The 23,890-nt window shown below is 49.7% G+C and carries 30 protein-coding genes; 16 read left to right on the top strand and 14 right to left on the bottom strand.

Annotated elements, in window-relative coordinates; translation table 11 throughout:
* The first annotated feature begins 102 nt into the window (after window positions 1-102).
* Together AC5JLP_RS04680 and AC5JLP_RS04685 are read left to right on the top strand one after the other, a co-directional pair.
* Window positions 103-639: a DUF4334 domain-containing protein gene (locus AC5JLP_RS04680; protein WP_496066748.1), complete on the top strand. Its 537-nt coding sequence runs from the start codon at window positions 103-105 to the stop codon at window positions 637-639.
* 116 nt (window positions 640-755) lie between these two features.
* Window positions 756-1,436 carry a class I SAM-dependent methyltransferase gene (locus tag AC5JLP_RS04685; RefSeq protein WP_496066749.1) on the top strand — a complete coding sequence of 227 codons (681 nt, stop codon included), beginning with the start codon at window positions 756-758 and terminating at the stop codon, window positions 1,434-1,436.
* On the opposite strand, the gene AC5JLP_RS04690 is transcribed toward AC5JLP_RS04685, so the two are convergent.
* The 3 genes from AC5JLP_RS04690 to AC5JLP_RS04700 form a co-directional block, all read right to left on the bottom strand.
* Window positions 1,425-2,171, bottom strand: coding sequence for a Uma2 family endonuclease (locus tag AC5JLP_RS04690; protein WP_496066750.1), 747 nt, complete (start codon window positions 2,169-2,171; stop codon window positions 1,425-1,427). The two genes, AC5JLP_RS04685 and AC5JLP_RS04690, sit on opposite strands and share 12 nt — an antisense overlap.
* Window positions 2,172-2,278: 107 nt before the next feature.
* On the bottom strand, window positions 2,279-2,632 hold the full coding sequence (locus AC5JLP_RS04695) for a DUF5615 family PIN-like protein (protein ID WP_496066751.1): 354 nt from the start codon (window positions 2,630-2,632) through the stop codon (window positions 2,279-2,281).
* On the bottom strand, window positions 2,629-2,961 hold the full coding sequence (locus tag AC5JLP_RS04700; protein WP_496066752.1) for a DUF433 domain-containing protein: 333 nt from the start codon (window positions 2,959-2,961) through the stop codon (window positions 2,629-2,631). Before AC5JLP_RS04700 ends, AC5JLP_RS04695 begins: the two co-directional genes overlap by 4 nt.
* A 618-nt stretch (window positions 2,962-3,579) precedes the next feature.
* On the opposite strand from AC5JLP_RS04700, the gene AC5JLP_RS04705 reads away from it, so the two are divergent.
* A complete protein-coding gene (locus AC5JLP_RS04705; protein WP_496066753.1) occupies window positions 3,580-4,290 on the top strand; it encodes a Type 1 glutamine amidotransferase-like domain-containing protein in 711 nt (236 codons plus the stop codon).
* 96 nt (window positions 4,291-4,386) lie between these two features.
* Here AC5JLP_RS04705 and AC5JLP_RS04710 read toward each other — a convergent pair whose 3' ends face one another.
* Window positions 4,387-5,358: an AraC family transcriptional regulator gene (locus AC5JLP_RS04710; RefSeq protein ID WP_496066754.1), complete on the bottom strand. Its 972-nt coding sequence runs from the start codon at window positions 5,356-5,358 to the stop codon at window positions 4,387-4,389.
* Window positions 5,359-5,469: 111 nt separating this feature from the next.
* On the opposite strand from AC5JLP_RS04710, the gene AC5JLP_RS04715 reads away from it, so the two are divergent.
* A complete protein-coding gene (locus tag AC5JLP_RS04715) occupies window positions 5,470-5,859 on the top strand; it encodes a VOC family protein (protein WP_496066755.1) in 390 nt (129 codons plus the stop codon).
* Between the two features lie 351 nt (window positions 5,860-6,210).
* Complete coding sequence (locus AC5JLP_RS04720) at window positions 6,211-6,375, top strand: hypothetical protein (RefSeq protein ID WP_496066756.1); 165 nt, start codon at window positions 6,211-6,213, stop codon at window positions 6,373-6,375.
* Here the strand turns inward: AC5JLP_RS04720 and AC5JLP_RS04725 are convergent.
* The 4 genes from AC5JLP_RS04725 to AC5JLP_RS04740 all read right to left on the bottom strand — a co-directional run bounded on the left by AC5JLP_RS04725 (window position 6,324) and on the right by AC5JLP_RS04740 (window position 9,719).
* Window positions 6,324-6,680 carry a DUF29 domain-containing protein gene (locus tag AC5JLP_RS04725; RefSeq protein WP_496066805.1) on the bottom strand — a complete coding sequence of 119 codons (357 nt, stop codon included), beginning with the start codon at window positions 6,678-6,680 and terminating at the stop codon, window positions 6,324-6,326. The genes AC5JLP_RS04720 and AC5JLP_RS04725 overlap by 52 nt on opposite strands.
* A gap of 16 nt (window positions 6,681-6,696) precedes the next feature.
* Window positions 6,697-6,864 (bottom strand): DUF29 family protein, encoded by a 168-nt coding sequence (locus AC5JLP_RS04730; protein WP_496066757.1) that lies wholly within the window; start codon window positions 6,862-6,864, stop codon window positions 6,697-6,699.
* Between the two features lie 158 nt (window positions 6,865-7,022).
* A complete protein-coding gene (locus tag AC5JLP_RS04735; protein ID WP_496066758.1) occupies window positions 7,023-9,287 on the bottom strand; it encodes a prolyl oligopeptidase family serine peptidase in 2,265 nt (754 codons plus the stop codon).
* 30 nt (window positions 9,288-9,317) lie between these two features.
* Window positions 9,318-9,719 carry a winged helix-turn-helix transcriptional regulator gene (locus AC5JLP_RS04740; protein ID WP_496066759.1) on the bottom strand — a complete coding sequence of 134 codons (402 nt, stop codon included), beginning with the start codon at window positions 9,717-9,719 and terminating at the stop codon, window positions 9,318-9,320.
* An 89-nt stretch (window positions 9,720-9,808) separates the two neighbouring features.
* On the opposite strand from AC5JLP_RS04740, the gene AC5JLP_RS04745 reads away from it, so the two are divergent.
* Window positions 9,809-10,675, top strand: a complete 867-nt coding sequence (locus AC5JLP_RS04745) for an NmrA/HSCARG family protein (protein WP_496066760.1) — start codon at window positions 9,809-9,811, stop codon at window positions 10,673-10,675.
* Between the two features lie 56 nt (window positions 10,676-10,731).
* Here AC5JLP_RS04745 and AC5JLP_RS04750 read toward each other — a convergent pair whose 3' ends face one another.
* The gene (locus tag AC5JLP_RS04750) at window positions 10,732-11,082 is read right to left on the bottom strand and encodes a hypothetical protein (RefSeq protein WP_496066761.1); all 351 of its coding nucleotides are present in this window, start codon (window positions 11,080-11,082) and stop codon (window positions 10,732-10,734) included.
* Window positions 11,083-11,254: 172 nt separating this feature from the next.
* Between AC5JLP_RS04750 and nagA the strand changes: the two genes are divergently transcribed.
* A complete protein-coding gene (nagA, locus tag AC5JLP_RS04755) occupies window positions 11,255-12,418 on the top strand; it encodes an N-acetylglucosamine-6-phosphate deacetylase (protein ID WP_496066762.1) in 1,164 nt (387 codons plus the stop codon).
* 26 nt (window positions 12,419-12,444) lie between these two features.
* On the opposite strand, the gene AC5JLP_RS04760 is transcribed toward nagA, so the two are convergent.
* Window positions 12,445-12,813, bottom strand: coding sequence for a MerR family transcriptional regulator (locus AC5JLP_RS04760; RefSeq protein ID WP_496066763.1), 369 nt, complete (start codon window positions 12,811-12,813; stop codon window positions 12,445-12,447).
* Between the two features lie 102 nt (window positions 12,814-12,915).
* On the opposite strand from AC5JLP_RS04760, the gene AC5JLP_RS04765 reads away from it, so the two are divergent.
* The 8 genes from AC5JLP_RS04765 (at window position 12,916) to AC5JLP_RS04800 (ending at window position 19,749) form a co-directional block, all read left to right on the top strand.
* On the top strand, window positions 12,916-13,323 hold the full coding sequence (locus tag AC5JLP_RS04765) for a nuclear transport factor 2 family protein (protein ID WP_496066764.1): 408 nt from the start codon (window positions 12,916-12,918) through the stop codon (window positions 13,321-13,323).
* Window positions 13,320-14,123, top strand: coding sequence for an SDR family oxidoreductase (locus AC5JLP_RS04770; protein ID WP_496066765.1), 804 nt, complete (start codon window positions 13,320-13,322; stop codon window positions 14,121-14,123). Before AC5JLP_RS04765 ends, AC5JLP_RS04770 begins: the two co-directional genes overlap by 4 nt.
* Before the next feature lie 104 nt (window positions 14,124-14,227).
* On the top strand, window positions 14,228-14,920 hold the full coding sequence (gene bchM / locus AC5JLP_RS04775; protein WP_496066766.1) for a magnesium protoporphyrin IX methyltransferase: 693 nt from the start codon (window positions 14,228-14,230) through the stop codon (window positions 14,918-14,920).
* 99 nt (window positions 14,921-15,019) lie between these two features.
* On the top strand, window positions 15,020-15,988 hold the full coding sequence (locus AC5JLP_RS04780) for a ribosomal protein L7/L12 (protein ID WP_496066767.1): 969 nt from the start codon (window positions 15,020-15,022) through the stop codon (window positions 15,986-15,988).
* An 80-nt stretch (window positions 15,989-16,068) separates the two neighbouring features.
* Entirely contained in the window at window positions 16,069-16,452 is a 384-nt protein-coding gene (locus AC5JLP_RS04785; protein WP_496066768.1) for a DUF423 domain-containing protein, read from the top strand.
* 247 nt (window positions 16,453-16,699) lie between these two features.
* Window positions 16,700-17,320, top strand: coding sequence for a hypothetical protein (locus AC5JLP_RS04790; protein WP_496066769.1), 621 nt, complete (start codon window positions 16,700-16,702; stop codon window positions 17,318-17,320).
* 541 nt (window positions 17,321-17,861) lie between these two features.
* Window positions 17,862-18,680, top strand: coding sequence for a hypothetical protein (locus AC5JLP_RS04795; protein ID WP_496066770.1), 819 nt, complete (start codon window positions 17,862-17,864; stop codon window positions 18,678-18,680).
* A 139-nt stretch (window positions 18,681-18,819) separates the two neighbouring features.
* Window positions 18,820-19,749 carry a branched-chain amino acid ABC transporter permease gene (locus tag AC5JLP_RS04800; RefSeq protein WP_496066771.1) on the top strand — a complete coding sequence of 310 codons (930 nt, stop codon included), beginning with the start codon at window positions 18,820-18,822 and terminating at the stop codon, window positions 19,747-19,749.
* A 149-nt stretch (window positions 19,750-19,898) separates the two neighbouring features.
* Here AC5JLP_RS04800 and AC5JLP_RS04805 read toward each other — a convergent pair whose 3' ends face one another.
* Together AC5JLP_RS04805 and lipA are read right to left on the bottom strand one after the other, a co-directional pair.
* Window positions 19,899-20,042, bottom strand: coding sequence for a photosystem I protein PsaX (locus tag AC5JLP_RS04805; protein WP_496066772.1), 144 nt, complete (start codon window positions 20,040-20,042; stop codon window positions 19,899-19,901).
* A gap of 177 nt (window positions 20,043-20,219) precedes the next feature.
* Complete coding sequence (lipA, locus tag AC5JLP_RS04810; RefSeq protein ID WP_496066773.1) at window positions 20,220-21,149, bottom strand: lipoyl synthase; 930 nt, start codon at window positions 21,147-21,149, stop codon at window positions 20,220-20,222.
* Window positions 21,150-21,496: 347 nt separating this feature from the next.
* Here lipA and AC5JLP_RS04815 point away from each other — a divergent pair, with 347 nt between their 5' ends.
* A complete protein-coding gene (locus AC5JLP_RS04815; RefSeq protein WP_496066774.1) occupies window positions 21,497-22,042 on the top strand; it encodes a response regulator in 546 nt (181 codons plus the stop codon).
* Window positions 22,043-22,362: 320 nt separating this feature from the next.
* On the opposite strand, the gene AC5JLP_RS04820 is transcribed toward AC5JLP_RS04815, so the two are convergent.
* Window positions 22,363-22,698, bottom strand: a complete 336-nt coding sequence (locus tag AC5JLP_RS04820) for a hypothetical protein (protein WP_496066775.1) — start codon at window positions 22,696-22,698, stop codon at window positions 22,363-22,365.
* Between the two features lie 208 nt (window positions 22,699-22,906).
* Window positions 22,907-23,788 carry an alpha/beta hydrolase gene (locus AC5JLP_RS04825; RefSeq protein ID WP_496066776.1) on the bottom strand — a complete coding sequence of 294 codons (882 nt, stop codon included), beginning with the start codon at window positions 23,786-23,788 and terminating at the stop codon, window positions 22,907-22,909.
* Window positions 23,789-23,890: the final 102 nt, after the last annotated feature.

Raw genomic sequence — 23,890 nt, forward strand, 5'->3', positions numbered from 1 at the left:
CTAATGTACCACCGTGTTGACTTTGTACCGAAAGATTCTGTTGCGGAAAGATTCTGTTCACTATAATGAGCTCCCAAGACACTTTGCACATGGAGACTACGTGTGAAGACATTTTCTGAAGCAGTTGCTGTCGGCAAAGTAAGCACGGCTGAGACGTGGGACATTTTCGACAGCCTCGATCGCGCCGATATCAACTTTATGATTGGCTCATGGAAAGGTACGAGCTTTCCTACCGATCACCCACTCGATGGCGTACTTGAGGCGTTTCAATGGCACGGCAAGCGCTTTGATGACGCTGAGCATGTCCATCCGCTCGTGTTTAAAGCGATAAGTGGCGGCACAGCAAGCGTTGATCCGGTCTGGATGCTGCCAGTAGTCCGTTGGCTCGATCGTCTACCTATTCCAAAGTCAGAAGTTGTAGGACGGGCTCTTCAGCTATCCCTACCGTTGTTTACCACGAGTCGATCGTGTGCACGGCTTCGCCTGACCAATTACCGTGGTAAGGAGAGTGCGACGATGATTTATGACGCTCTACCCATTCACGATATCTTTCGCAAAGTTGATGCTAGTACAGTGTTTAGCGTCATGGACTTAAAGGGTATGGAACAACCGTTCTTCTTTGTGTTACAGCGCGAGTAGGGTTGGAGCTACCCATTCGTTTGGAGCAATTGTTTCAACGTTACCCCGCATAAGTGACCCCATGAAGAGCTTAAAACCCATTACGCTTTGGACACCATCGAGCTAGGAATGCCGCTGTGATTCAGGTTCTACAAACCCTGCAAGAGGTTGAGCTTGCAACTCAAGCGCTCCGTAACCGAGAACTGCCAACTCACCTTACAGTAGAGAAAAATTGGGATCAGTGGCTACTTGCCCAACGCCTAGCGCAGAGCGATCGCCACTGCCCCATCATTGATCTCGGTTGTGGAGATTGCTGTACGTTAGAATTTCTCGCGGCCCTGGGGTTTCAACAACTACATGGGATTGATTTAACGATTCAACCGTCATCCGGCGATCGTCCGTACCAACTTCACCAGGGAGATCTGATCGCTACACCCTTCCCAGAGCAGTCCTTTGATTGTGCCGTCAGTATTTCTGTTGTTGAACATGGTGTAGATCTAAAGCGTTTCTTCCAGGAAACCTACCGCATCCTCAAACCCAACGGCATTTTGTTCATCACAACAGACTATTGGCAGGAGAAAATTCCGGTCGATTCAGCCATCAAACCCTTTGGCTTATCCTGGAGCATTTTCTCGTCCGAAGAGGTGCAGACAGCGATCGCCCTTGCCCAACAGCACGGCTTTAAATTGCTATCCAGCTCAGACATTCCTCCCTGCAACGAAAGAACAGTAGAATGGTATGGGTATCAGTACACTTTCATCGCGATCGGGTTGGTCAAATCAGTAAAGGAACGCGATCGCTCTTTCCTACTCCGGTAAGTTGTCTGGATCAACACCGAGCGATCGCACATACTCCGCCAGACGTTCCGCCCGCTGGCGTTCTGCTTCGGTGCGCTGGCGTTGGGCAATGAGTTGACTTTGGATCTCTTGCATTCGTTGCCCCGGCATGGGATAAGTCTGCCCCTGTGCATCGTGCCAGAGCAACACTTCTTGCTCAATGCCGCCAATGACCTGCCGCCCTCGACCAAGACCTAACCCAATCTCTGGCATCCAGTACGGTTCACCGATTTGCAGCCGATAGGTGTCTCCCTCCAGCCGATAGACCTCAAAGGGTTGGTGGCGGTCGCGTTGCCAAAACTCTGGGTTGTAGACCACGTAGTAGAGTACCCCTAACCGGGCATAGAGTTCGAGTTTCTTGTCGTACTCATCATTTGGACGGTGCGACACCATCTCTAACACCAAAATAGGTGGGGTATTATTTTCTTCCCAGGTCGCGTAGCTACGGCGTGACTTGCCTCCCTTTTTACGCTCAACGCCCAGGCTCAAAAAGGCATCGGGTACGACAGGCACCTTAGGGCTGATCCCGGTGGTATGATACACCGCCATATCCACGCCAAAATACCAATCCATGCGATCTGACCAGAGCAGTGCCAGGGAGAATAGTAATAGATTGGGCAGTAAGTTCTGATCCTCGTTATCCACAGGGATATCATCCGAGCACGGTAGCTCTTCGGTGCTGGGTAGGGTGGTGATGTCCAGGGGGTGTGAAACCATAGGAATAGTAAGGATTCCCGATACACCTTTATTGTAATAGAGCGATCACAGACGGTTTGAATGGTAAGAGAGAGGAGGACGATCGCACAGTAAAACTTCCGTGGACTTCAAAATGGAAGAGACATGAGCTGATTGATCCATTCCTCGGCAGTAGATGCTTCCCACACTAGAATGAGTGCGTCAACCACTTCGCTGATAGGGAGACTTTGGGAAACAATCAGAACGCCAGCACTCGGTTGCGAAAAAATGAACTGACCAAACTCAGTCGGCATAGTTTTGCGATCGTGCGTGACAAGCACCCTGCCATCTCGTGCTGCAATGGCTAAAACGTCTGGATCTTTTATACCTTCAAGCCCTGCTTCATTGGCTGACTGAAAGTCCAGGTTAGGTTGCCTGCGGATTGTGCCAGTGACGATTGCTTGTTTGAGGTCGGCATCAGCTTGAAATCGAACCCTCGTCATACTGCATTTTGCTTCTGGGCTTGAGCAACTTTCAATTTTTGGTACAAAAGTGGACTCTTTTCCCTAAAAGACTGTTGCAACTGTTGAAACTCTGCTTCACCGTCTTCTAAATAAGCATCAATTATTTCTCGGTTAGCCAGATAGAAGGTGATGGCACCATAAACTTGCTCCAGCGAGAGCAGTGGGAAGTTTTGAGCAATGCTTTCAGGAGACTCACCATTCAAGAAAGCATAAACAATTGAATCAAGGGAAATGCGTGTTCCTTCGACCCAATATCCCTGGTCTCGCTGCTCTATATACTGCTTTGCAAGGGTAGGTACTAGAGTCATAGGACTAACAACTGCTTATTACATAAATAGTAAGCGATCGCAGCCGCTGTGTACTGTAAGAGATGGAGCGGCGATCGCATGGCTTTACTGACTCACAGCGATCGCGCTCTTTCCGATCACAGGCAATTGAACGGTAAGAGAGAGGAGGGCGATCGCACAATTTAGTCTTAAAAAGAGCTAATGTTGGGTTTTCTGGTGTTAACCCAATCGATAGGAGAGGCGATTGTATTGGAGATTGCGGCTACGAAAATTGCTGATGAAAGACGGTGATAGCTATCGCTGAAGGAAACAAGCACAGTGTTTCTTGTTTATGCTTTATTGCTGCATCCCGCAGAAGTGCAGCGAAAGAATCGGCTTTTCAGCCTATGCGTAGGAGCTAACAGAAACGAGAGAATCGGGGTTGCAGACTATAACTGAACGGTGATTTATGCCAGTTCTAGTCCAGTAAGCTAGGAGAGATAGGCGGAAAGTTTCTGCCTATCCATCCAATTTGGGATCTTAGGCGGAAAGTTTCCATCTATTAATAGTTCGACTGCTTAGGTTATTGGTGACGACAGCGTTTGAAAGTTTTCTATGGGTGGTACATTCAAGTTATAATTCTACTAACGAGTAATTTTGATGACAGGGATTAAGCGTCAAGTAATAGCAATGGGTGGCGGCGGTTTCTCAATGGAACCTGAAAATCCACTACTTGATCAATACATCATCAAGCAAGCTCGGAAAGCCAAACCATCTGTATGTTTCCTACCTCATGCCACAGATGATGCGGTTCGGTATACTTTCAGGTTCTTCAAAGCATTTACACAGTTGGACGCAAAGCTTAGCCATCTTTCATTGTTTCATCCTGAGATAGCAGATCTCGAATCCTTCCTGATGGAGCAAGATGTTATCTACGTGGGTGGAGGCAATACGAAAAGTATGGTCGCGTTGTGGCGCGAATGGAAGTTGGATAATTTTCTACGCAAAGCTTATGAGAACGGCACAGTTTTAGCAGGTATCAGTGCAGGCGCAAACTGCTGGTTTGAGCAATGTAGTACAGATTCAGTTCCTGGTCAGTTCAGGGTGTTAGCATGTTTGGGAATTATTCGAGGAAGTTTTTGTCCTCACTACGATGGGGAAGTTGAGCGACGACCCTCTCTGCATAAATTATTGAGTGAGGATAAGATCATCAGTGGCTATGCGGCGGATGACGGAGCCGCTGCACATTTTGTTGATGGCGAGTTTGCTTGTGCAGTCAGTTCACGCTCTCACGCTAAAGTTTACAAGGTTGGTAAAGTTGATGGGCAGATTGCAGAAGAGGCGATCGAGACACACTATCTAGGTCAGTAGAGAGCCAACGCGCAGTCGAACAATTCTGTTGGAGCGGATTGGCGAAAGATCTTGGGTATCGAACCAGAGCTTGCTAGCAACCGCTCAACAGCGACGTTAGACAGCACTACTTTCAATGTGGTTTTGTGCGTAATACGTCCGGCGATAGACTCCTGGGGCCGTTCCTGCCCATTTCTTAAATGCTTTACTGAAAGAAACTTCGGATGTGTAGCCTACCTGAGCACCGATCTCTCGAATTCTAAATTGGCTTTCTCGCAATAGTTCTGCTGCTTTAACCATTCGCCAAGTTGTCAAGTACTGCACAGGTGGCTGACCCACTAACTGATTAAATCGCTCCGCAAAAGTAGAACGAGACATTGAAAGTTGTTCAGCGAGTGAGGCAACCGTCCAAGCACGGTTAGGGTAATGGTGGATAAGGGATAAAGCCATACCAATCTCGATGTCTGTTAAGGCACGTAGCCAGTTTGCTTGATTTACTGGGAGTTCTGCAACATAAGCTCGAACTGCTTGAATAAATAGCACATCTGCAAGACGAGAAAGAACACATTGACAGCCAAGTTGATTAATTTCAATTTCAGAGGCAATGAATTGTAATGTGGTTTCAAGCCAGGGAATCAGTTGACCCGTTTCGTTTTTCACATGGATAAATTCTGGCAGGGCTAATAAAAGCGGATTGTGAGTGCGATCTCCTCGAAACTTGAAGGTTCCTGATACGAGTTGAGAGAGTGAACCACCGCCGCCATAAGCAAGCTGCTTATAACCAGGGTCGGGTTTGCGGGCAATGACCGCTTCAAGGTTTACTGTAGGACTTGCAGGATCATCGCAAAGAATGTGTTCTTGACCTTGAAGCAAAACAACCAAATCTCCCGCCTCTAGATGAATCAGTTGCGATCGCAACTCAAGGAATAACCAGCATTGCCCCTGCATCACGACGTGAATTGTAGCTTCATCATGATCGTCGTCAGGAATTCGAACACTCCAAGGGGCTGTGAAGAGAGCCGTACCCAAAATTGTGCTCTGCAAGTGGATCGATTGCAGGATATCGGTCAAGGCATCGGGAAGTAGCATGAATTTTCTGGACGATTGGTTAAAAAATGAGGACGTTTAGGCATTGACCATCCGCAATTCTACTCTGTATTGTACAAATTGTTTGGCTGTTACCCTCTAGGAGCAAGCCCGATGAAATTTGCCCACACCAGTTTATTTGTCAAAGATGTCCCTCAATCCGTTGCTTTCTATGAGAAAGCGTTTGGGATGAAGAAACGATTCATTCATGAAAGTGGACAGTTTGCCGAAATGGAATTGGGGGAAGCCGTGCTTCATTTCGCTTCCAGTGAACCTGTGAGAGCCAATCTTACCCCAGGCTTCCAGGAAAATAGTTTGTTAAATCTACCGCCTGGAATTGAGCTTTGCTTTGAAACTGATGATGTTACTACTGCTTTCTCAACAGCGGTGGAGGCAGGCGCAACTGCTTATGAGAAGCCCAAGGTTAAACCTTGGGGACAAACAGTTGCTTATGTTCGAGATTTAGATGGAGTTCTGATTGAGATTGGTCAATCGTCGTGGTAGGAGTATGAAGAAGCGGTGAGCCGCGCCGTACTGTCTAACAACCGTGTTGCAGCGGAACATCCTAGATCTTTTCGTTAAGCGGCAAAGGTTGTCTGTGTCCGCTGAACGCGATCGTTATGTCTGAAAATCCTCGTATCAGAGGTGCATAAACCTCTATTTTCATAAGTATAAATGCTTATTCTCTGACCGATTCGAATTCCCCTGGGGGAGCGCAAGTCCCCTGGGGATTTACCTTCAGGGGAACCAATCTGAAAATCCTCGTGTCTGAGGTAGAAGTTTCTGTCTTGGCACTTATCTTTTGCGATCGCCAACACCTTCACCAAAAACGCCCATTTATCGGCGCTTTTCTCAATGATTGTATTTAAAGCTGCGGGTGAAATGCGATCGCCCCTTCCTACTCTGGCAGATTGTCTGGATCAAGGCCGAGCGATCGGACATATTCTGCGAGGCGTTCTGCCCGCTGGTTACTCATCCTCTGGTAGCCAGTCTTCTGCCAATGCTAGCTCGATCGCATAGGGGCAGGTACTTGGAAAAAACGAAAGCTCGATACTAGTCTGCTTCGCGGCTTGGCGACGGGCACGTTGGTAGCTCGCTTCGAGTTGTTCTGCGGGATAGTCATTGAGGCTAAGGCTGTCTTCGATCGCCAGTGCAATTTGAGTCCGAGCATCCGTGATGGAATCTAGCCAACTATCCGATCGACGTTGCGGTTGATATTGCCACTTGAGCAGATGTAGTAAAAGACGAGTGATACCAATTTGAATTGAAAATGCGACACATCCTGTAGGGGCAAGGCATTGCCTTGCCCCTACCCACCGATTGATCTGTAGCCGTCATTCTTTAAATCGGTATGAGTTGACTGGCAATGGCTCGTTGTTCACTCTTGCCCAAGTCTTCAACCTCTTCGATGAGGTGCTTTAAGTCAACATCTTGCCAGCGCTGCTCTTGTAGCAATTGAGTTGTTTGAGCAATCCACGCATTAAAATCTGCCAGATATATTTCGCTCACAATTTGGTGCCTGCTCTAGGTACAGCATGGTAAGTGCGCGATCGACCGCTAACCATCTTGGGACGATCGTACTGCAAAACCGCTTGCCAGAACCTCGGAAGTTTAAGTGTCAAGCTTGGTTATAGACTCAACGGCTAGTCAAACCTCCGAGGTTTGTGTCACTCAGGAAGCGCCAATACCTTCACCAAAAATGCCCATTTGTCGGCGCTTTCTTCAATGATTTTGGCAGTGGGTTTGCCTGCGCCATGTCCTGCTTTGGTTTCAATGCGGATCATGACAGGGGCTTCGCCTTTGTGTGCGGTTTGCAGAGCGGCAGCAAACTTGAAGCTGTGGGCGGGAACGACGCGATCGTCGTGGTCAGCCGTCGTAATGAGCGTCGCAGGATAGGTCGTGCCCGGTTTGAGGCTGTGCAATGGCGAGTAGGCGTAGAGTGCTTTGAACTCGTCGGCATCTTCGGGTGTGCCGTATTCGGAAATCCAGGCCCAGCCGATCGTGAACTTGTGGAACCGCAGCATATCCAGCACACCAACAGCGGGTAACGCTGCACCAAAGAGATCGGGGCGTTGGGTCATGCAGGCACCGACGAGCAAACCGCCATTACTGCCGCCTGCGATCGCCAGTTTTTTCGGCGACGTATACTTGTGGTCAATCAACCACTCTGCCGCCGCGATAAAATCATCAAACACATTTTGCTTCTTCAGCTTGGTGCCTGCCTGATGCCAGTCTTCACCATATTCACCACCGCCACGAAGGTTTGGCTGCGCGAAAATGCCGCCCCTTTCTAACCAGACGAGAGCGCTCACGGAAAAGCTGGGCGTGAGGGAAACGCCAAAGCCACCGTAGCCGTAAAGATACGTGGGATTCGTCCCATCCAGCACCAGTCCCTTTTTGTGAACGATGAACATGGGAATTTGCGTGCCATCTTTGCTGGCGTAGAAGACTTGCTTTGTCTCGTAGTTGTCCGGGTTGAAGTCTACGTTTGGTTTGCGGAAGAGGCGACGTTCGTTTTTGACCAGGTCGTAGCGATAAATGGTAGGAGGTGTGGTGAAGCTGGTAAAGCTGTAGAAGGTTTCTGTATCGTGCCGTTTGCCGCCAAAACCGCCAACCGAACCAAGTCCGGGAAATTCGACTTCACGAATGGGTGTGCCGTTCAGGTCAAAGAGCTTCACCTGGCTGTGGGCATCTTTCAGGTAAGAGGCGACAAACTGGTTGTTGAGAATGCCCACGCCTTCGAGAGTCTCGGCGACCTGGGGAATGACTTCTTGCCAGTGGTTGCGATCGGGCTGTTTCGTATCAATCGCAATCACGCGACTGCGCGGTGCCTCCAGATCGGTGCTGAACCAGAAGCGATCGCCCTCGTTGTCGATGAAGTTATAGCTGGCTTCAAAGGTGTTGATGAGTTCAACGATCGGCGCATTCGGAGCGGACAGATCCTTGTAGAACACCAGATTGCGTGGATCGGTGCCTAGCCAGACGGAAATGATTAAGAAGCGTCCATCTTCACTCACGCCCCCACCGAAACCCCAATCTTTCTGATCAGGGCGTTCGTAAATCAGGGTATCGTCGCTTTGCGGTGTGCCGAGGCGATGGTAGTAAAGCTTCTGAAAATAGTTAACGTCTTCAAGCTTCGATTTTTCGTTGGGCTCGTCGTAGCGGGAGTAGAAAAAGCCCTTGCCGTCATGCGTCCACGCTGCGCCAGAAAACTTGACCCACTGCACACGATCGTCCAAATCGTTCCCGCCCTCTACCTCGCGCACCTTCCACTCTTGCCAATCAGATCCAGAAGTAGACAAGCCATAGGCGAGGTGTTGTCCGTTTTCACTTACGGCTAATCCTGATAGCGCCACAGTGCCATCTTCAGAAAGGGTGTTGGGGTCAAGCAACACAACAGGTTCATCGTCCAGAGACTTGAGCGTGTAGAGAACGCTCTGGTTTTGCAAGCCGTCGTTTTTGAAATAAAAGTAACGGTCGCCTTGCTTAAAGGGAATGCCGTATTTTTCGTAGTTCCACAGTTCGGTGAGGCGCTGCTTGAGTCGATCGCGCGCTGGAATAGTTTCCAACAGTCCAAGCGTCACTTTGTTCTCAGCTTCAACCCAGGCTTTTGTTTCATCAGAATCGGGATCTTCAAGCCAGCGATACGGGTCAGCGACCTTTGTACCGTGATAGTCATCGACCTGATTCGCCGGGTGGGGCTGAGGATAGGCAAATGTTTGGCTGGGGGTTTGGTTGGGGGCAGTCATGGCAATGGATGAGGAGCAACTTTGTCCATAGTGACAGATCAAAAGGGAGAGCGCGATCGCCACTGCCAGCAAACCGCGTCTTTTCACAGGCAATCTCATAGACGTTCTCAGGACGATCGCGACGGTTGCACCGTTTGCCCAGCCTAGCAAATCAGGCTCAAACAAGACCTCCGATTTCTTCAAGAAATCAGAGGTCTGAGTTGTCGTCAGCCATCAGTGCTTGAGTTCAAGCGGAACGTGTGCTTCATCAACCAACTCAGCGCGTGCAATCATCACCTGATCGGTGTTCTCAACCAGCCACTGATCCAAAGACTTGAGCGCTTTGCCGAGTGACTGCCCCAACGGTGTCAGCTCATACTCCACATGCGGCGGCACGACCTGAAACGCCTGACGCTTCACCAAGCCGTAACCCTCTAAACTTCGTAGCGTTTGCGTCAACATCTTTTGAGAAATGCCCTCGATTTGTCGAAGCAGTTCATTGTTGCGACGTGGTTTGTCTTTTAAGGCAAACATGATCAGCAGGCTCCACTTGTCAGCAATCAGCGTGAGTAAGTGACGAGATGGACAAGCTTCGGCAAAGAGGTCGGCCATTCGCTTTTCTGTTGAGTTGACCATAAAGCATGGTTACTAAAAAGTGCGTACTTGTTTCTTAGTTCTTATCAACTTACGCTACTGGATGTCAACACGTCAGTGGAGTAATTCTGATGAACTCTGACAAGATCATTGCTGTGTTTGGTGCCACTGGAACCCAAGGAAATGCAGTTGCTAAACAGCTTTTACAGGAGGGATGGCGCGTTCGGGCGATCGCGCGCGATGCCACAACTGCAAAAGCCCAGGCACTTGCAGAACTGGGTGCCGAGCTTGTGACGGCTGACTTTGATGATTTTGCCTCACTCGTTAAGGCGTTAGAAAATGCCTATGGGGTTTACAGCGTTCAACCGGCTCTCACTACAGCGGGAGATGTTGGTCAAGCACGCTGGGGCATTGCGGTTGCTGATGCTGCCTGGACAACACAAGTACAGCATTTTATCTATGCGTCTGCTGTCATCGATCGCGCCAAAGGTCTCGTCGGATTAGGTTCAAAACGAGCCATTGAAGAACGCATTGCGGAGCTATCACTGCCTGCAACCATCTTGCGTCCTGTGTTTTTCATGGAGAATTTAACGACCTATTTCCCAGTACGTTTAGAGGCTGATCAATTGAGCCTGTCCATTCCATTTCCGCTCGATCGTAAACTTCAGATGGTTTCTGTCATCGATATTGCTAAAGTTGCTGCGTCAGCCTTTTCTAAGCCTCAGACCTATCTTGGTCAGGCAATTGAAATTGTTGGCGATGCGATCACAATGGACGAAATGGCAACAGCTTGGAGCAACGCTACAGGGCGTAAATGCAGTGCGACATCGATACCCCTCAATGCCCTGGCTCAAGTTTGGTCACAAGGAGTACCGCTCTTTCGCTTTATTGGGGAAGGCGGGTGTGATGTTGATTTTGCTGCAACGTCAAAAGACGCAGCCATGCTTTCCTTCTCTGAATGGCTAAGACACTCTGGCGCGGTCAACGCAGGTGGTTAAACCGCCGATTTCTCTTAGACCGCTGATTTCTTGAAGAAATCGGCGGTCTGTTTTCTTTAGCGCACTCTAACCTGCGATTGCAGTTGAGCATCCACCAGGTTTAGATAACCCTGGTCATTCACGGCTTCAGCAGGCAGCAATTGAGCCGTTACTGCGCCTTGTACCACTTCTTTCGCACCAATTTGACCCAGTGTATAAGCCGAAGCCAAGCCGAGATAGCCCGGAATACCTTGCGGCTTCAAGTAGCCCCGTTGCGCCATTGAAACAAGATCAGATGGGGGAACGCGATCGTTTGCAGCGTTAACAGCAGGGTACGGGTTGTAAGCCGTTGGATCAGCATTTGCCGTCGAAACCATTGCAGCACAGAGAGCCAATGTGGTTAAACCAGCAAGAATGAAGCGTTTCATGGTCAACCTCCTGATAGTGGTCAGAGATAAGATTATCGGCGTTCGCTTAGTATTTATCTAAACTGTCGATGAATTTATTATTACACTACAAACTGTTTAATGTCAAACAATTTGTTGACATCTTCCCTGGCTATCAGGCAACCTGTGCTTGACCCGCCATCGGTGCCTTCTTATGGCTTACCAACAGCTTGAACTGCTCAATGCCCGTTTACCTGGTTATGTCGGGCTACAGCAAATCTCGATCAAACAACAGACGATTCAAGCGATCGCGCCTATGCCTCCAATGACCTCGCCACAATCCTTCGATGCTGAACAAATTGACATTGCAGGCGATTGGCTCTCACTCGGCGGTATCGATTTGCAAATTAACGGCGCGTTAGGTCTCGCCTTTCCCGACTTGAATGCAGACAACAGCGACAAACTGGAAGCGATCGCCCAATTCCTCTGGCAGCAAGGCGTGGATGGCTTTCTACCCACGATCGTCACCACCTCTATCGAAAACATCCAGCGATCGCTCTCTACTGTCAGCAATGTCTTAACTCAAAACTCAAAACTTAGAACTCAAAACTCCTCCCAAAGCCTCGGCGTTCACCTCGAAGGCCCCTGCCTTAACCCTGCAAAACGTGGCGCACATCCCGCTGAACATCTGCTACCACTGACGATCGATACCATCAAGCGCATCCTCGGTGACTATGCCAGCATTGTTAAAGTGATGACTTTGGCTCCCGAACTCGATACGACGGGCACGGTGATTCCGTATTTGCGATCGCTCGGCATTACTGTCAGTTTGGGACATTCGCAAGCAACGGCAACTCAAGCACAGCAAGCCTTTGACCAGGGCGCAACGATGGTGACACACGCCTTCAATGCCATGCCGGGACTGCATCATCGTGAACCGGGCTTGCTGGGCGCAGCGATCGTCCATCCCAACGTCTCCTGTGGACTGATTGCCGATGGTCGTCACGTTTCACCCACCATGATGGATATTCTGCTGCGATCGAGCGAGTACGATCGCGGTGTTTTCCTGGTCAGCGATGCCCTCTCCCCGTTAGGATTACCCGATGGTATCTACCCCTGGGATACACGCCAGATCGAAGTCAAACACGGGACGGCTCATTTACCCGATGGCACTCTATCTGGGACAACGCTATCGCTCCTGGTTGGAGCGCAAAATCTGGTGAAATGGGGTATTTGCAATGCCGAACAGGCGATCGCCCTTGCTACCATTGCTCCTCGTCGCGTGATCGGCTTGCCTACTGACTACATCGGACAACCCGCCAACCTTCTGCGATGGCATCAGTCAGACGATGGAGAACTCATCTGGCAAAGATTATGAAGCAAGAGCACGGCAATTCCATGTCCCTACTGATCATCACCTGATTCTTGAGTGATTCGGTTACGCTTGGCAGTCAAGTAGGACTTAATTTCTTCAAGTTGCTGCATTTTCGCTGTAATCTCGTCGAGCTTGCGATCGATTACATTCAGCTTTTCAGTCATCGGCATCGAAACCGTTCCCCACGTTTCAATCAAATGTTTAATCTCGTTGAGTGTGAATCCTAGCGATTTTCCCTGCGTGATGAGAACAAGCCGCTCTAACATTTCTGGACTGAACTCCAGATACGCTCTCGTGCCAGCCTGTCGAGTTGTCGCCTCAATCAACCCTAGCTTTTCATAAAAGCGGACAGTGTCCTTTGATAGCCCTGTTTTCTTTGCCAACTCGCCGATTAACATTGTCACTCCCTAAAGCGTCTAGCACCCACTTGACTGTGGAGTATACTCCACAGGTTATGGTTTTGGTAATCAAAAACTTTCTCTTGTGGGAATGACAGTGCCATGAATCAGTCGATCGTTGAACGCTTTCTAGATGCCGTTCAGCAAAAAGATCTGGATGGACTATCTGCATTGCTTGATGCTCAAGTCTCTTTAGTACAACCGCTGACCTTTAATGGTAGCGCTATCCCTGAAGTGCAGTTTGACGGCGAGGATGCTGTGCTTAGTTATCTTCAGCAGGTGTTTACGCATATGGCGCAAGTGCGGTTTACCAACCCAACAATCAGTGTTGCGAATGATAACAATACTGTGTTTTTTGAAGCGATCGGCGATTTTGTCACTGCTACCAGTGCGCCGTACAAAAACGTTTACCTGTTCAAATTTGAACTACGAGACAGCAAAATTTTTCACATTGCTGAGTACGCCAATCCCGTTACCTATGCCATCACATTTGGAGTCAAACTCGGATGACCAATACAGTTTTAATTACAGGTGCTTCTAGTGGTATTGGGGAAGCAACCGCAAAGTATTTTCTCCAAAAAAGGTGGCGTGTCTCCGCTACGATGCGTTCACCAGCAAAAGCGGGTCATTGGGCAACAGATCCAAAGGTCATTTGTCCCCCACTAGATCTTACAAAACCAGACACGGTAGAGACAGCAATACAGGAGACGCTCAGGCAGTTTGGACGCATTGATGTGCTAGTGAATAACGCTGGTTACGCCTTGATGGGACCACTAGAAGGCGTGACCTCTGAGCAATTGCAGCAACAGTTTCAAACAAATGTGTTTGGATTAGTTTCTACAATGCAAGCAGTTCTGCCTCTCTTTCGACAGCAGCGGCATGGCACCATCATCAACGTTGCCTCCATTGGCGGTCGCATTGGGTTTCCGATGACAGCCTCCTATCACGGGACAAAATGGGCAGTAGAGGGGCTTTCTGAGTCCATGCGTTTTGAGCTAAAGCCCTTTGGCATTCGAGTCAAGCTGATCGAACCGGGTGGCATCAAAACAAACTTCATCCACCAGGGCGTTAATTGGGCGATTCATCCTGAATATAACCAGATGATCAATCAGGTGAAGCAATTTATGACTCGAATTAACGACACCTTGCCAGAACCAGACAGCGTTGCCAAAGCGATTTATCGAGCAGCTACCGATCGCAGCGATCGCCTCCGGTATTCCCCGCATGGTGAGCTTTTTCTACTGCTACACACGTTGCTTCCTGATCGCATTTGGCGATCGCTCGTTGAGCGCATGATGCTGGAACGTTAGGAGAAAATCATGCCTCTCCACTACCCACTCCCTACTCCCCTCTTGGTTTCCGTCCCGCACAGTAATAGGATGAAGCTGTGAGCAAAATCATGTAAGCCAAACCTATGCCTGCTGTTGACGATAAGACTGTTGTTCGTGAGTACTTTAATGCCACTGGGTTCGATCGCTGGCGCAGAATCTATGGCGATGGTGAAGTTAACAAAGTACAGCTCGACATTCGTACAGGACACCAGCAAACCGTTGATACAGTACTGAGTTGGTTGCAGGCAGACGGCAACCTGGCGCAACTGTCGATTTGCGATGCAGGCTGTGGGGTCGGCAGTCTCAGCATTCCGCTGGCAGAAGCAGGCGCAACGGTTTTTGCCAGCGACATTTCTGAGAAGATGGTGGGCGAAGCGAAGGAACGCGCCCAGGCAACACTGGGACAATCTACTAATCCAACCTTTGCAGTACAGGATTTGGAGACGTTAAGCGGTCACTATCACACTGTCGTCTGCCTGGATGTGCTGATCCATTATCCTCAAGACAAAGCCGCCGCGATGATTTCTCACCTCGGTTCGTTAGCAGAGTCACGCCTCATCCTCAGCTTTGCACCCAAGACCCTTGCCTATAGCTTGCTAAAAAAGATTGGCGATTTCTTTCCTGGCCCCAGCAAAGCCACTCGCGCCTACCTGCACCGCGAAGCCGATGTCGTGAAAATTCTCGAAAGCCAAGGCTGGACAGTGCAGCGCAATGCGATGACCAAAACGAGCTTCTACTTCTCGCGCCTATTGGAAGTCACACGGGAAAAAGAATGAAGGATAAAGTCTAAAGGATAATTTTTTAGCATTCATACTTTAGACTTTAGACTTTCTAAAAGCTAAGATCGCGGCATCATTAGGTCTGGTCTTGGGTCTATGAAGCTCATTACGAAATTAGCGGCGGGTGTATTGCTAGGCATTGGTGTCCCGATCGTCCTTCTTGCGGTGGCTGAGTTAGCGAACCCAAAAACGACTGACAAGGGAGATATTACAGCAGCACTCTGCCTATTTGGAATACCGCCTAGCGCGCTAGGTAGTTGGCTGGTTCTGAGCGGTCGGCGTCGAAGTGCTCGGGAAGAGCATGATCGCCTCCAGTCTATATTCTTCAAACTGCTCAAGCAGGGAGACGGACGCATTACGCCCCTGAGTTTTGCGATGGAAACAGGACTCACGGGCGAATTGGCGAAGGCATACTTGGATGAACGAGCCAGAGAGTTTAGCGCCAACTTTGATGTGGATGACGAAGGTAATATGTTTCACCGCTTCAATCTTGGCGGCGTAAACCTTCCTGGCAACAGCAACACTCAGCCGAAAGCGAAGCGGGTTATCCCTGGTCAGCCGATCGCTGCTTACGGCCACTTTGATGTCATTTTAGAAGCTGTACCAGACGTGCACAAAATTGCTGCCATGAAGGTGGTGCGCGAACTGACTGGACTAGGCTACAAAGACGTGAAGGACTTGGTAGAAGCAGCACCGACACCGCTGACAACAAGTGTTAGTGAAGCGGTTGCACAACAGTGCAAAGAACAACTAGAGGCGATCGGCGCTGCGGTGAGCATCAGCACCATGCAACCGAGAGCGGTCTTGCCTCAACAGCGAGCCGCCAGTCTACCGCTTTCTGCTCAGGGTACCTTTGATGTCATCTTAGAGGCTGTACCAGGTGTACACAAAATTGCTGCCATCAAAATTGTGCGAGAACTGACTGGAATAGGACTCAAAGAAGCCAAAGATTTGGTGGAAGCGGCACCAATACCCCTGCAAACAGGCGTGAGTGATGCGATCGCACAACAATGCAAAAAGCAACTGGAGTCGATCGGTGCCGTTGTTATGGTGATCGAAAATTAAGAAGGCAGAAAAACAACTGCATGCAGCATGCTGACCCCTGACCACTCACTCCTCACCCCTCACCCTTTTCGAGGCCCAAAATGCTTTTAACTCGCGTCTTTCTGACCATTGCGGCTGTACTCGCAGGGCTTGCCGTTGCTGCTGGAGCCTTTGCCTCCCATGCGTTGAAAGAGCGTTTGACAGAACGTGCCCTGGACATCTTTGAAACGGCTGCTCGTTACCAGATGTATCACGCCCTAGCGCTGTTTTTGGTGGCCGTACTTTTAAGCCGAGCCGAAAGCGCACCGACAACACTAAGCGTTGCAGGATATGCCTTTATTGCTGGTACGGCCATTTTCTCTGGTAGCCTCTATGCGCTCAGCCTCACAGGTATCAAATGGTTAGGTGCCATTACACCCCTCGGAGGAACGGCGTTTTTAGTTGGGTGGGGCTGCATCGCGCTCGCGGCGTGGAGCCTTCAGTAAACTTTTTTTGGCATACTCTTTTACCTCGATCGACGCAGTAGGGACTTATCCCTAAGACAGAGAAATAAGTGTGCAAGGACTTTTAACCTTTAGCAAGTAAGGAACAACCGTTAATTACTTGCTCAGATGTGCGACCGGACTTCGGTTGCTTGTGTCAAAAGGTGCCACGAATGTAGGTGGTAAGCGTTTGGTTAAACGCCTGAAGTAGCCGATCGCGTGTTTTAGATAAAGCCCATAGGAGAAACAAATGAACAGAACCAACGTTAGAACTCTACTCGTGAAAGCGACTGGTATCTTAAGTGTCACCAGTTTGAGCGTTTTGATTGGCCTTCCCGGCTTTTCACAGCAGTCTCCCGCAAATACAAGTCAAGACGTGCCTTCAACGGTTAAGCCAACCAATCCAGGCGGTAGAGACGCTGGCACTACCAACGGTGGAGAGGACTTGAATCGGGTCCCCAGCAGCAGTTCAACTACACAGCAAAACAACGATCGAACGGGTGGACAGAACGGTGCAGCCCCCACCAATCCTGACCCATCGACCAATCCACCCAATGCTGACCGTGTAGAAGGACGCGACCAGAGCAATCCTAACCGCGTCAATACATCGCCTGATAGCAGCAATCAGCCAAGTGTTAACCAACCAGGCGCAAACCAACCAGGCGCAACTACAGGTGGCAATTCCAGCCAGCAAGTCGAGCAAAACCAAGGCAACGGCTCGACCACGCAACAAAATCAGACAGCACCTCAAGGGAGCTACCAATCGTCTCCTCAACCAAGCACGCAATCTGACACAAATTCAGGGTCAAGTACGTCAGGTGATACTTCACAGCAACAACCCTCTAATGGCGGCGTGCGTGCACTTTGGTAAGGCGAAGGTTTGTTACAACTCAAATCAGTAAGCGCACCTGAAGGATCATATATAGCCCTGGGACGGTTCTTACTGCGATTGTGAGAAGGGGGCTTTTGAAATTCTTCTTCACAAAGCTCCTTCATCACACGCATAATTGAGGGTTGCTCTACACAAGGTTAATCCCACAAAAGGAGGCATAGAGTTGAAGGTCTAAAAGCTTTAGCTCTATGCCTTCACAGTTACGGCTGCTTGCCGTCCTGAACCTGAAAACTGCGCATGATTTTGATATACAGTGTACTAGTCGTAAGAAGTCACTAGGAAAACTCATCTGCTAGCTAGGCTGTGTTTTAGAGCTCCTAATCGCTTCGTTGCTGAAGCTTCTGCTCCCTTTTCTTGTATGCCCAAAGGGCTTTAAGCCCCCAATCTTGGGGGACTTTGAAGCCTGTTTGGAAGCCTCCAGAATTGGGGGTGGGAGGCTTTCGAGGGTTTTAAAGCATGCCCTAGGACATTGCAGGTCTAAAATGCAAGCGAGTCAGCGAGAACGCAAGCTAATGATTTTATGAGCCTTAACACTTACAGCAATCCGGTGGCAAAGCTGCTGACCTATGGGGATTGCCATGAGATGGATTTACGTGATTGGCACAATTATCCTGAAACCGTTGGCCTGACGGCAGACGATGTGTCGGAACTCATTCGCATGGCAACCGATCGCACGCTTTGGGAGCTAGAAAGCGATCGGCTAGAGGTTTGGGCACCCATTCACGCTTGGCGAGCACTAGGGCAACTGCATGCCGAAGCGGCGATCGCTCCACTAACTCAGCTTTTTGCAGAGCATGATAGCGACTGGGTCACCGAAGAAATGCCCAAAGTGTACGCCATGCTGGGGCCAGCCGCCATTCCAACACTAGTAGATTACCTGACCGATACCTCACACGAAACCTGGGGACGCAATACAGCTGTTGACTGCCTGCTAGACATCGCACGATCGCACCCAGAGAACCGTGATGCTTGCGTTGCGCCGATGCTACAGCAGCTAGAGGCGTTTGCTGAAAACGATGTCGATCTCAACACGATTCTGATTGGTGACTTGCTCGATTTAAAGGCAGTCGAAGCAGCACCGCTCATTGAGCAAGCGTTTGCGGCTGAAGCCGTCGATGAATTTATGGTAGGCACCTGGGCTTCCATCCAGGTCGAACTGGGACTCAAGCAAGAGTCAGACTTTGCCCCTGAAGCGCTGAAGCCGAAGATGCCACCTGGACTGGATGAAATACGGCAAATCATCGAAAAACTCGACGCACTGAAACCACCCAAACCTCAAGGCTTTAGCAAAGCGGCTCAGCCTAAAGCGCCAAAGGGCAAGAAAAAGAAGAAAAAATAGCCGCTGCAAAACGTCCACAGCAGTGAGTTACAGATAAATAGTCAGGAGCTAAACGTTAGGAGAGGCAAGCCATTCTGACTTCTGGCTCCTGACTTCTGAATCCTCGCGGCAAGTCAGGCTCAGCAGAAAATAGAGGGTCGTGCGCTTCCCAAAGGTTGCTGTTATCCTGCACAATCAAAAGCGATCGCCTCAACAAATGCTGATGGATCTTCAACTTGCTCAACTGGTGGTTAATGGTCTAGCGGTCGGCAGCATTATTGCCCTAGCCGCGATCGGCTTGACACTGACCTACGGCATTCTACGCCTTTCTAACTTTGCCCACGGTGACTTTATGACTCTGGGCGCTTACCTAACACTGGTGGTCAATACTGCCGGGGTCAATATTTGGCTAGCCATGCTAGTAGGAGCAGCCATGACTGTGGTTGCTGTGCTGGTGAGCGAAAAGGTGATTTGGTCACCGATGCGTGTGCGACGAGCCAGTTCCACGACGCTGGTAATCATTTCGATCGGGCTAGCGCTCTTTCTACGGAACGGCATCATTCTGGTTTGGGGTGGCGGCAACCAGAGCTATAACCTGCCCGTTTCTGAAGCGCTACCGATATTTGGGTTACGCATTGCCTATTACGATATTGTCGTGACTGTGCTGGCAGTTGTGGCGATCGCGGCACTACACTATCTGTTGCAAAACACGCGGATTGGCAAAGCGATGCGAGCCGTGGCAGATGACATCGATCTAGCCCGTGTCACAGGTATTAACGTTGATCGCGTTGTCATTTGGACGTGGATGATTGCAGGTGGCTTAACGGCGCTCAGCGGCAGCATGTTGGGTTTAGTCGAAGCGGTACGCCCCAACATGGGCTGGTTTCTCATCTTGCCATTGTTCGCAGCCGTCATTCTGGGCGGCATTGGCAATCCCTATGGAGCGATCGCAGGCGCGATCATCATCGGCATTGCCCAAGAAGTGAGCACCTACTGGCTACCAACCGAGTACAAGCTTGGTGTCGCTCTGGTCATTATGTTACTAGTGTTGCTCTTTCGCCCTCAGGGCATTTTTAGAGGAACCCTTTGAAGCCCATTGATGGTGCTTCGTTTGTAGCCTACAATTCGTCATTGACGCGGCTGGCGCTAAAACAAAGTCACTTCACATTCACTTTGGTTTTAAGCCCCAATTCACAATTACAAAAAACTCAGAGCAAGCTACAAACGAAGCCGCACACGCTAAATATTTAAATAGCCTCCGTAGATCGCGGCTACCAGAAAATTGATTCCCAGCAGCAGTAGCGCCCAAAAAGTACGGAAGGGATAGGGAGGATTTCCTGTTTTGGTGACAGGTGGTCCTTGTTTCTTAGCCTGTGCAGTCATAAAGAGACTCCTTAGAGATCAACTGTTTAAGAAATACCAAAGAATGTCGCACATTGGTAATATCACTGGACGAATCTTAACGTCCGAGAGTCAGGATGCAGTAGTACCTAAAGAGATAAACCTGTACGTTTGAGCGAGCAATTGCAGCGCGCGACGACTTTCCCCGCACCCTCAACGTCAGTTGGCTTCTCCTGCATGGTAGGAGCTACGGACTAACGGGCCTGATCGCACATGGGCAAATCCTATCGCACGGGCTAGCGCTCCCAGCCGATCGAACTCCATCGGTGTCCAATACTTGTGCACAGGCAAATGCTCTAACGATGGGCGCATGTATTGCCCCAACGTGAGGCGATCGCAGCCAGCGGCACGTAAGTCAGCCAATGCCTCTAGCACCTCTGCTTCCGTTTCACCCAACCCCAACATCAACCCTGATTTAGTTGGCATTGTAGGATTTAGAGCCTTGACCAACTTCAGCACCCGCAGCGATCGCTCGTATTTGGCACCACGTCGTACTGGCTCCTGAAGCCGTCTCACTGTTTCCAGGTTGTGGTTATAGCAAGCGGGATGTGCCTGCACAACCGTTGCCACTCGCGCCTTTTGCAGATCATCAGGGGTACCCCCTTCTCGTCCCCCCCAGAAATCTGGAGTCAACACTTCGATTTGCGCTTTGGGATTGTGCTGGCGAATCGCGGCGATCGTCTGGGCAAACCACCGTGCGCCCTGATCAGGCAAATCATCGCGGGTAACGGACGTGAGTACCACGTAGCGCAATCCCAGGAGGCTGACAGATTCTGCTACTTTCTGCGGCTCCTCTGGGTCAAGAGGCATGGGCGCGTGCCCCTTATCCACCTGGCAAAAGCCGCACGATCGGGTACAGGTTGGCCCCATCAACAAGAAGGTCGCAGTTTTTTGGGCATAACATTCACCTCGGTTGGGACAGCGCCCCTCCTCACAGATCGTATGAATTTGACGCTGTTTAATAATCCGCTGTACGGTTGAAAGCTCACTTGCTTTACCGACTGGACGTTTTAGCCATTCTGGAAGTCCTTCACTCACTAAAGGGCGATGGGACGACACAGAATCAAAAGAGGTTGTTTCAGCCGACATAAAGTTGGGCACACTACGATGAACACAGCATCGCTTTCTCAAATTCTAAAGGATGCCTCTCAAGGATTTAGAGAAGATCGGCTGTCAGTTTGCGATCGGGTCACGGCTTTAACAGACGCAATTCTGCTCTGTTGAGGCTAAACTAGATCGTGCTGCGGCAGGATTACCGTCTAATCTTGAGTACAGCTCGTCGTTTAGTTGTTACTATCTAAGTCTCCATCCTTGGTTTATTGACCAGGGCTTTAGCTTAGAGTTTCATCCTCTCAGCGAGATTGAGCCGTGTCATCGTCAATGCGACCTTTCACCTTACTCGCTAACCTTGCAGTCTCTACCAGAGGAGTTCAGTAGTGGCAAGTCACAAGATCCTGGTCATTGATGACAGCAACGTCATCCGCAACATGGTTCGAGACATGTTGCCAAAGGGTAACTTTGAAGTCCTGGAGGCAAAAGATGGCGTTCAGGGGCTTAACCTGATCCGCCAAGAGCGTCCCAACCTGATCATGTTAGATTTCTTGCTGCCTCGGCTCAGCGGTTGGGAGGTGTATCAGCAGATTCAGATCCAGCAAGACTTGCAGGCCATTCCGCTAGTACTGATGTCTGGCCGCAAGGAAGAAGTGACGGAAAAGCTTCAAGAGCCGTTTGAGTATTTCGAGTTTGTCCAGAAGCCCTTTGACCAGAAGGAACTCATTGATGCCATCAAAACCGCTATGGCAAAAGCCAAGCGTCGTCCCGCAATGGTCGCATCTGCTCCAGCAGCATCAGGGGCGGCGGCAGCCCCCTCAGACGATGTGCAGGCATTGAATGAAAAGATTGCCAAAATGCAGGCCGAAATTGACGGTCTGAAGCGACAGATGACGCAAATCCTTGCGTTTATCAAGCAAAAGCTGAAATAGAACTGACGCAAACCTCAGAGGTTTTAATCAAATATCAGGCACGTCATCAAACGTACTCGCTTAAACTTCCGAGCCTTTGGTCAAAGTTAAGACATGTGAAATTAAGCAAAGATTGTAGGCAACAGCACATTGTCTCTGTGGATCACAATTCCAGAGGCAACACACTTTTTAATGCGTTTTACGCTTCACCTACAGCCGTTTTACGTGCGTTCACCACACCCAACACCATTCGGCTGAGCGCTCACGTCGAAGCCCTAAACCCCATATCCGTTCTCAAAGAACTGGGGCTTAACCATCAAGAACCACTGTATAGAATGGACTTACTGCTGATTAAGCTGATAAAGCACCTGCACTCTATTGCCTGACGAGGGGTCGTCGGCCGGGTAAACACCAACCTGACTCGTACCGCGCTCTGGGCTGATGACGAACTGCACCTTTTGGTTTAACTGAAACCCTTTCTCACTGCCAGCAGGAACATCAGTACTTCGCTGAGGAGAGGAAGAAACGGGTGCGTTTGAGGAAGGTCTCGCCACAGACCGCTCTTGAAGACCATCAAGAGCGGCGGCTGAACCCATTGGTTTGGTTTGGGCAAATGTCGGCAAGGCTGCGCTGGTCAGAATCATCACCGTACTGAAAGCGGCGATCGCCTTAAACATGACTGGTACTCCTGTCAGTGCTTTGTGTCTCTAGCTTAGCGTTCAAACCAGTTTGCGGCGACAAACGAAGCGAAAATGCTTTACATTTGTCACATTTTTGTGTAAGCAAATCGGCACTAAACTACAAATAATGTAGCAAGAAGTATCAGGCTGAGCATCACGCTTGCGGAGGAGCATAGCTCTTTAATTTTTGCTTACTGGTTGTCTGCTACATGGCTGCAATAAATTGCTTGACCACTTGGTAGTACTGATCGGACATATTGTTGTCATGCCCAGCTTTGGGAATGATCAGAATCTGCTTCGGATCAGGAGCAGCGTCATACAACGCTTGGCCCATTGCGGCTGGAATTTGTGGGTCAGCCGTACCGTGAATGATCAGAAGTGGCATTCTGAGTGATTTAATTTTCTGTAAGGAATCAAAGCGCTGACGCAAAATCAGGTCAATCGGCAACACCCAGAACAGCCCAAAACGCTTAGTCATATCGCGTAGGCTAGTGAAGGAGCTTTGCACAATAAGTGCGCCTGCCTCTGGATGTTTGGTAGCCAAGTCAATGGCAACGGCTCCACCCACTGAATGACCATAAATAAAAATTTGTTTTGCTGGCACCTGGCGATCGCGCGTCAAGTAAACCCAGGCCGCTTGAGCATCTTCATACAGTTGTGACTCTGTTGGAAAGCTGCCTTCACTTAGCCCAAAGCCGCGATAGTCAATTAGCAACACTGAACAGCCTAACTGCTGGAATTTTTGAGCCTGACTCACGTTGGCTCCAATATTGATGGCATTGTGGTGAAAGTACAGTAGCACTGGAGCCTTTGCTTGTGCCGCTGGAATCCACCAGCCATGAATCCGCTCAATACTGCCATTGCTAGCTGTGATTGGTAGCCAAACGTCTTGATAGCGAAGGTTGTAAAGACTCGGTGTATGTTCCAGCTTGTGCGACGGCCAGAAGATTAAGTGTTGCTGTTGCCACCACAGTAAACCGCAAACGGTAACATAACCGCTGACACAAACTGCTGCACGTGTTAGCCATCGTTTAGAGTTTGGCAGAGTTCCCTGGTGGGACAAGCGGTGGGCAGATAATTTGGACACGTCTGTTTAAGTACTGCGACGATCAGTGCCACGACGATTGGAGGTGGACTTGAGACAATGGACGGTAGGTTATAGACTAAGGGACTCAGGCAGCAAGCGAAA

This window comes from Stenomitos rutilans (assembly GCF_059505485.1).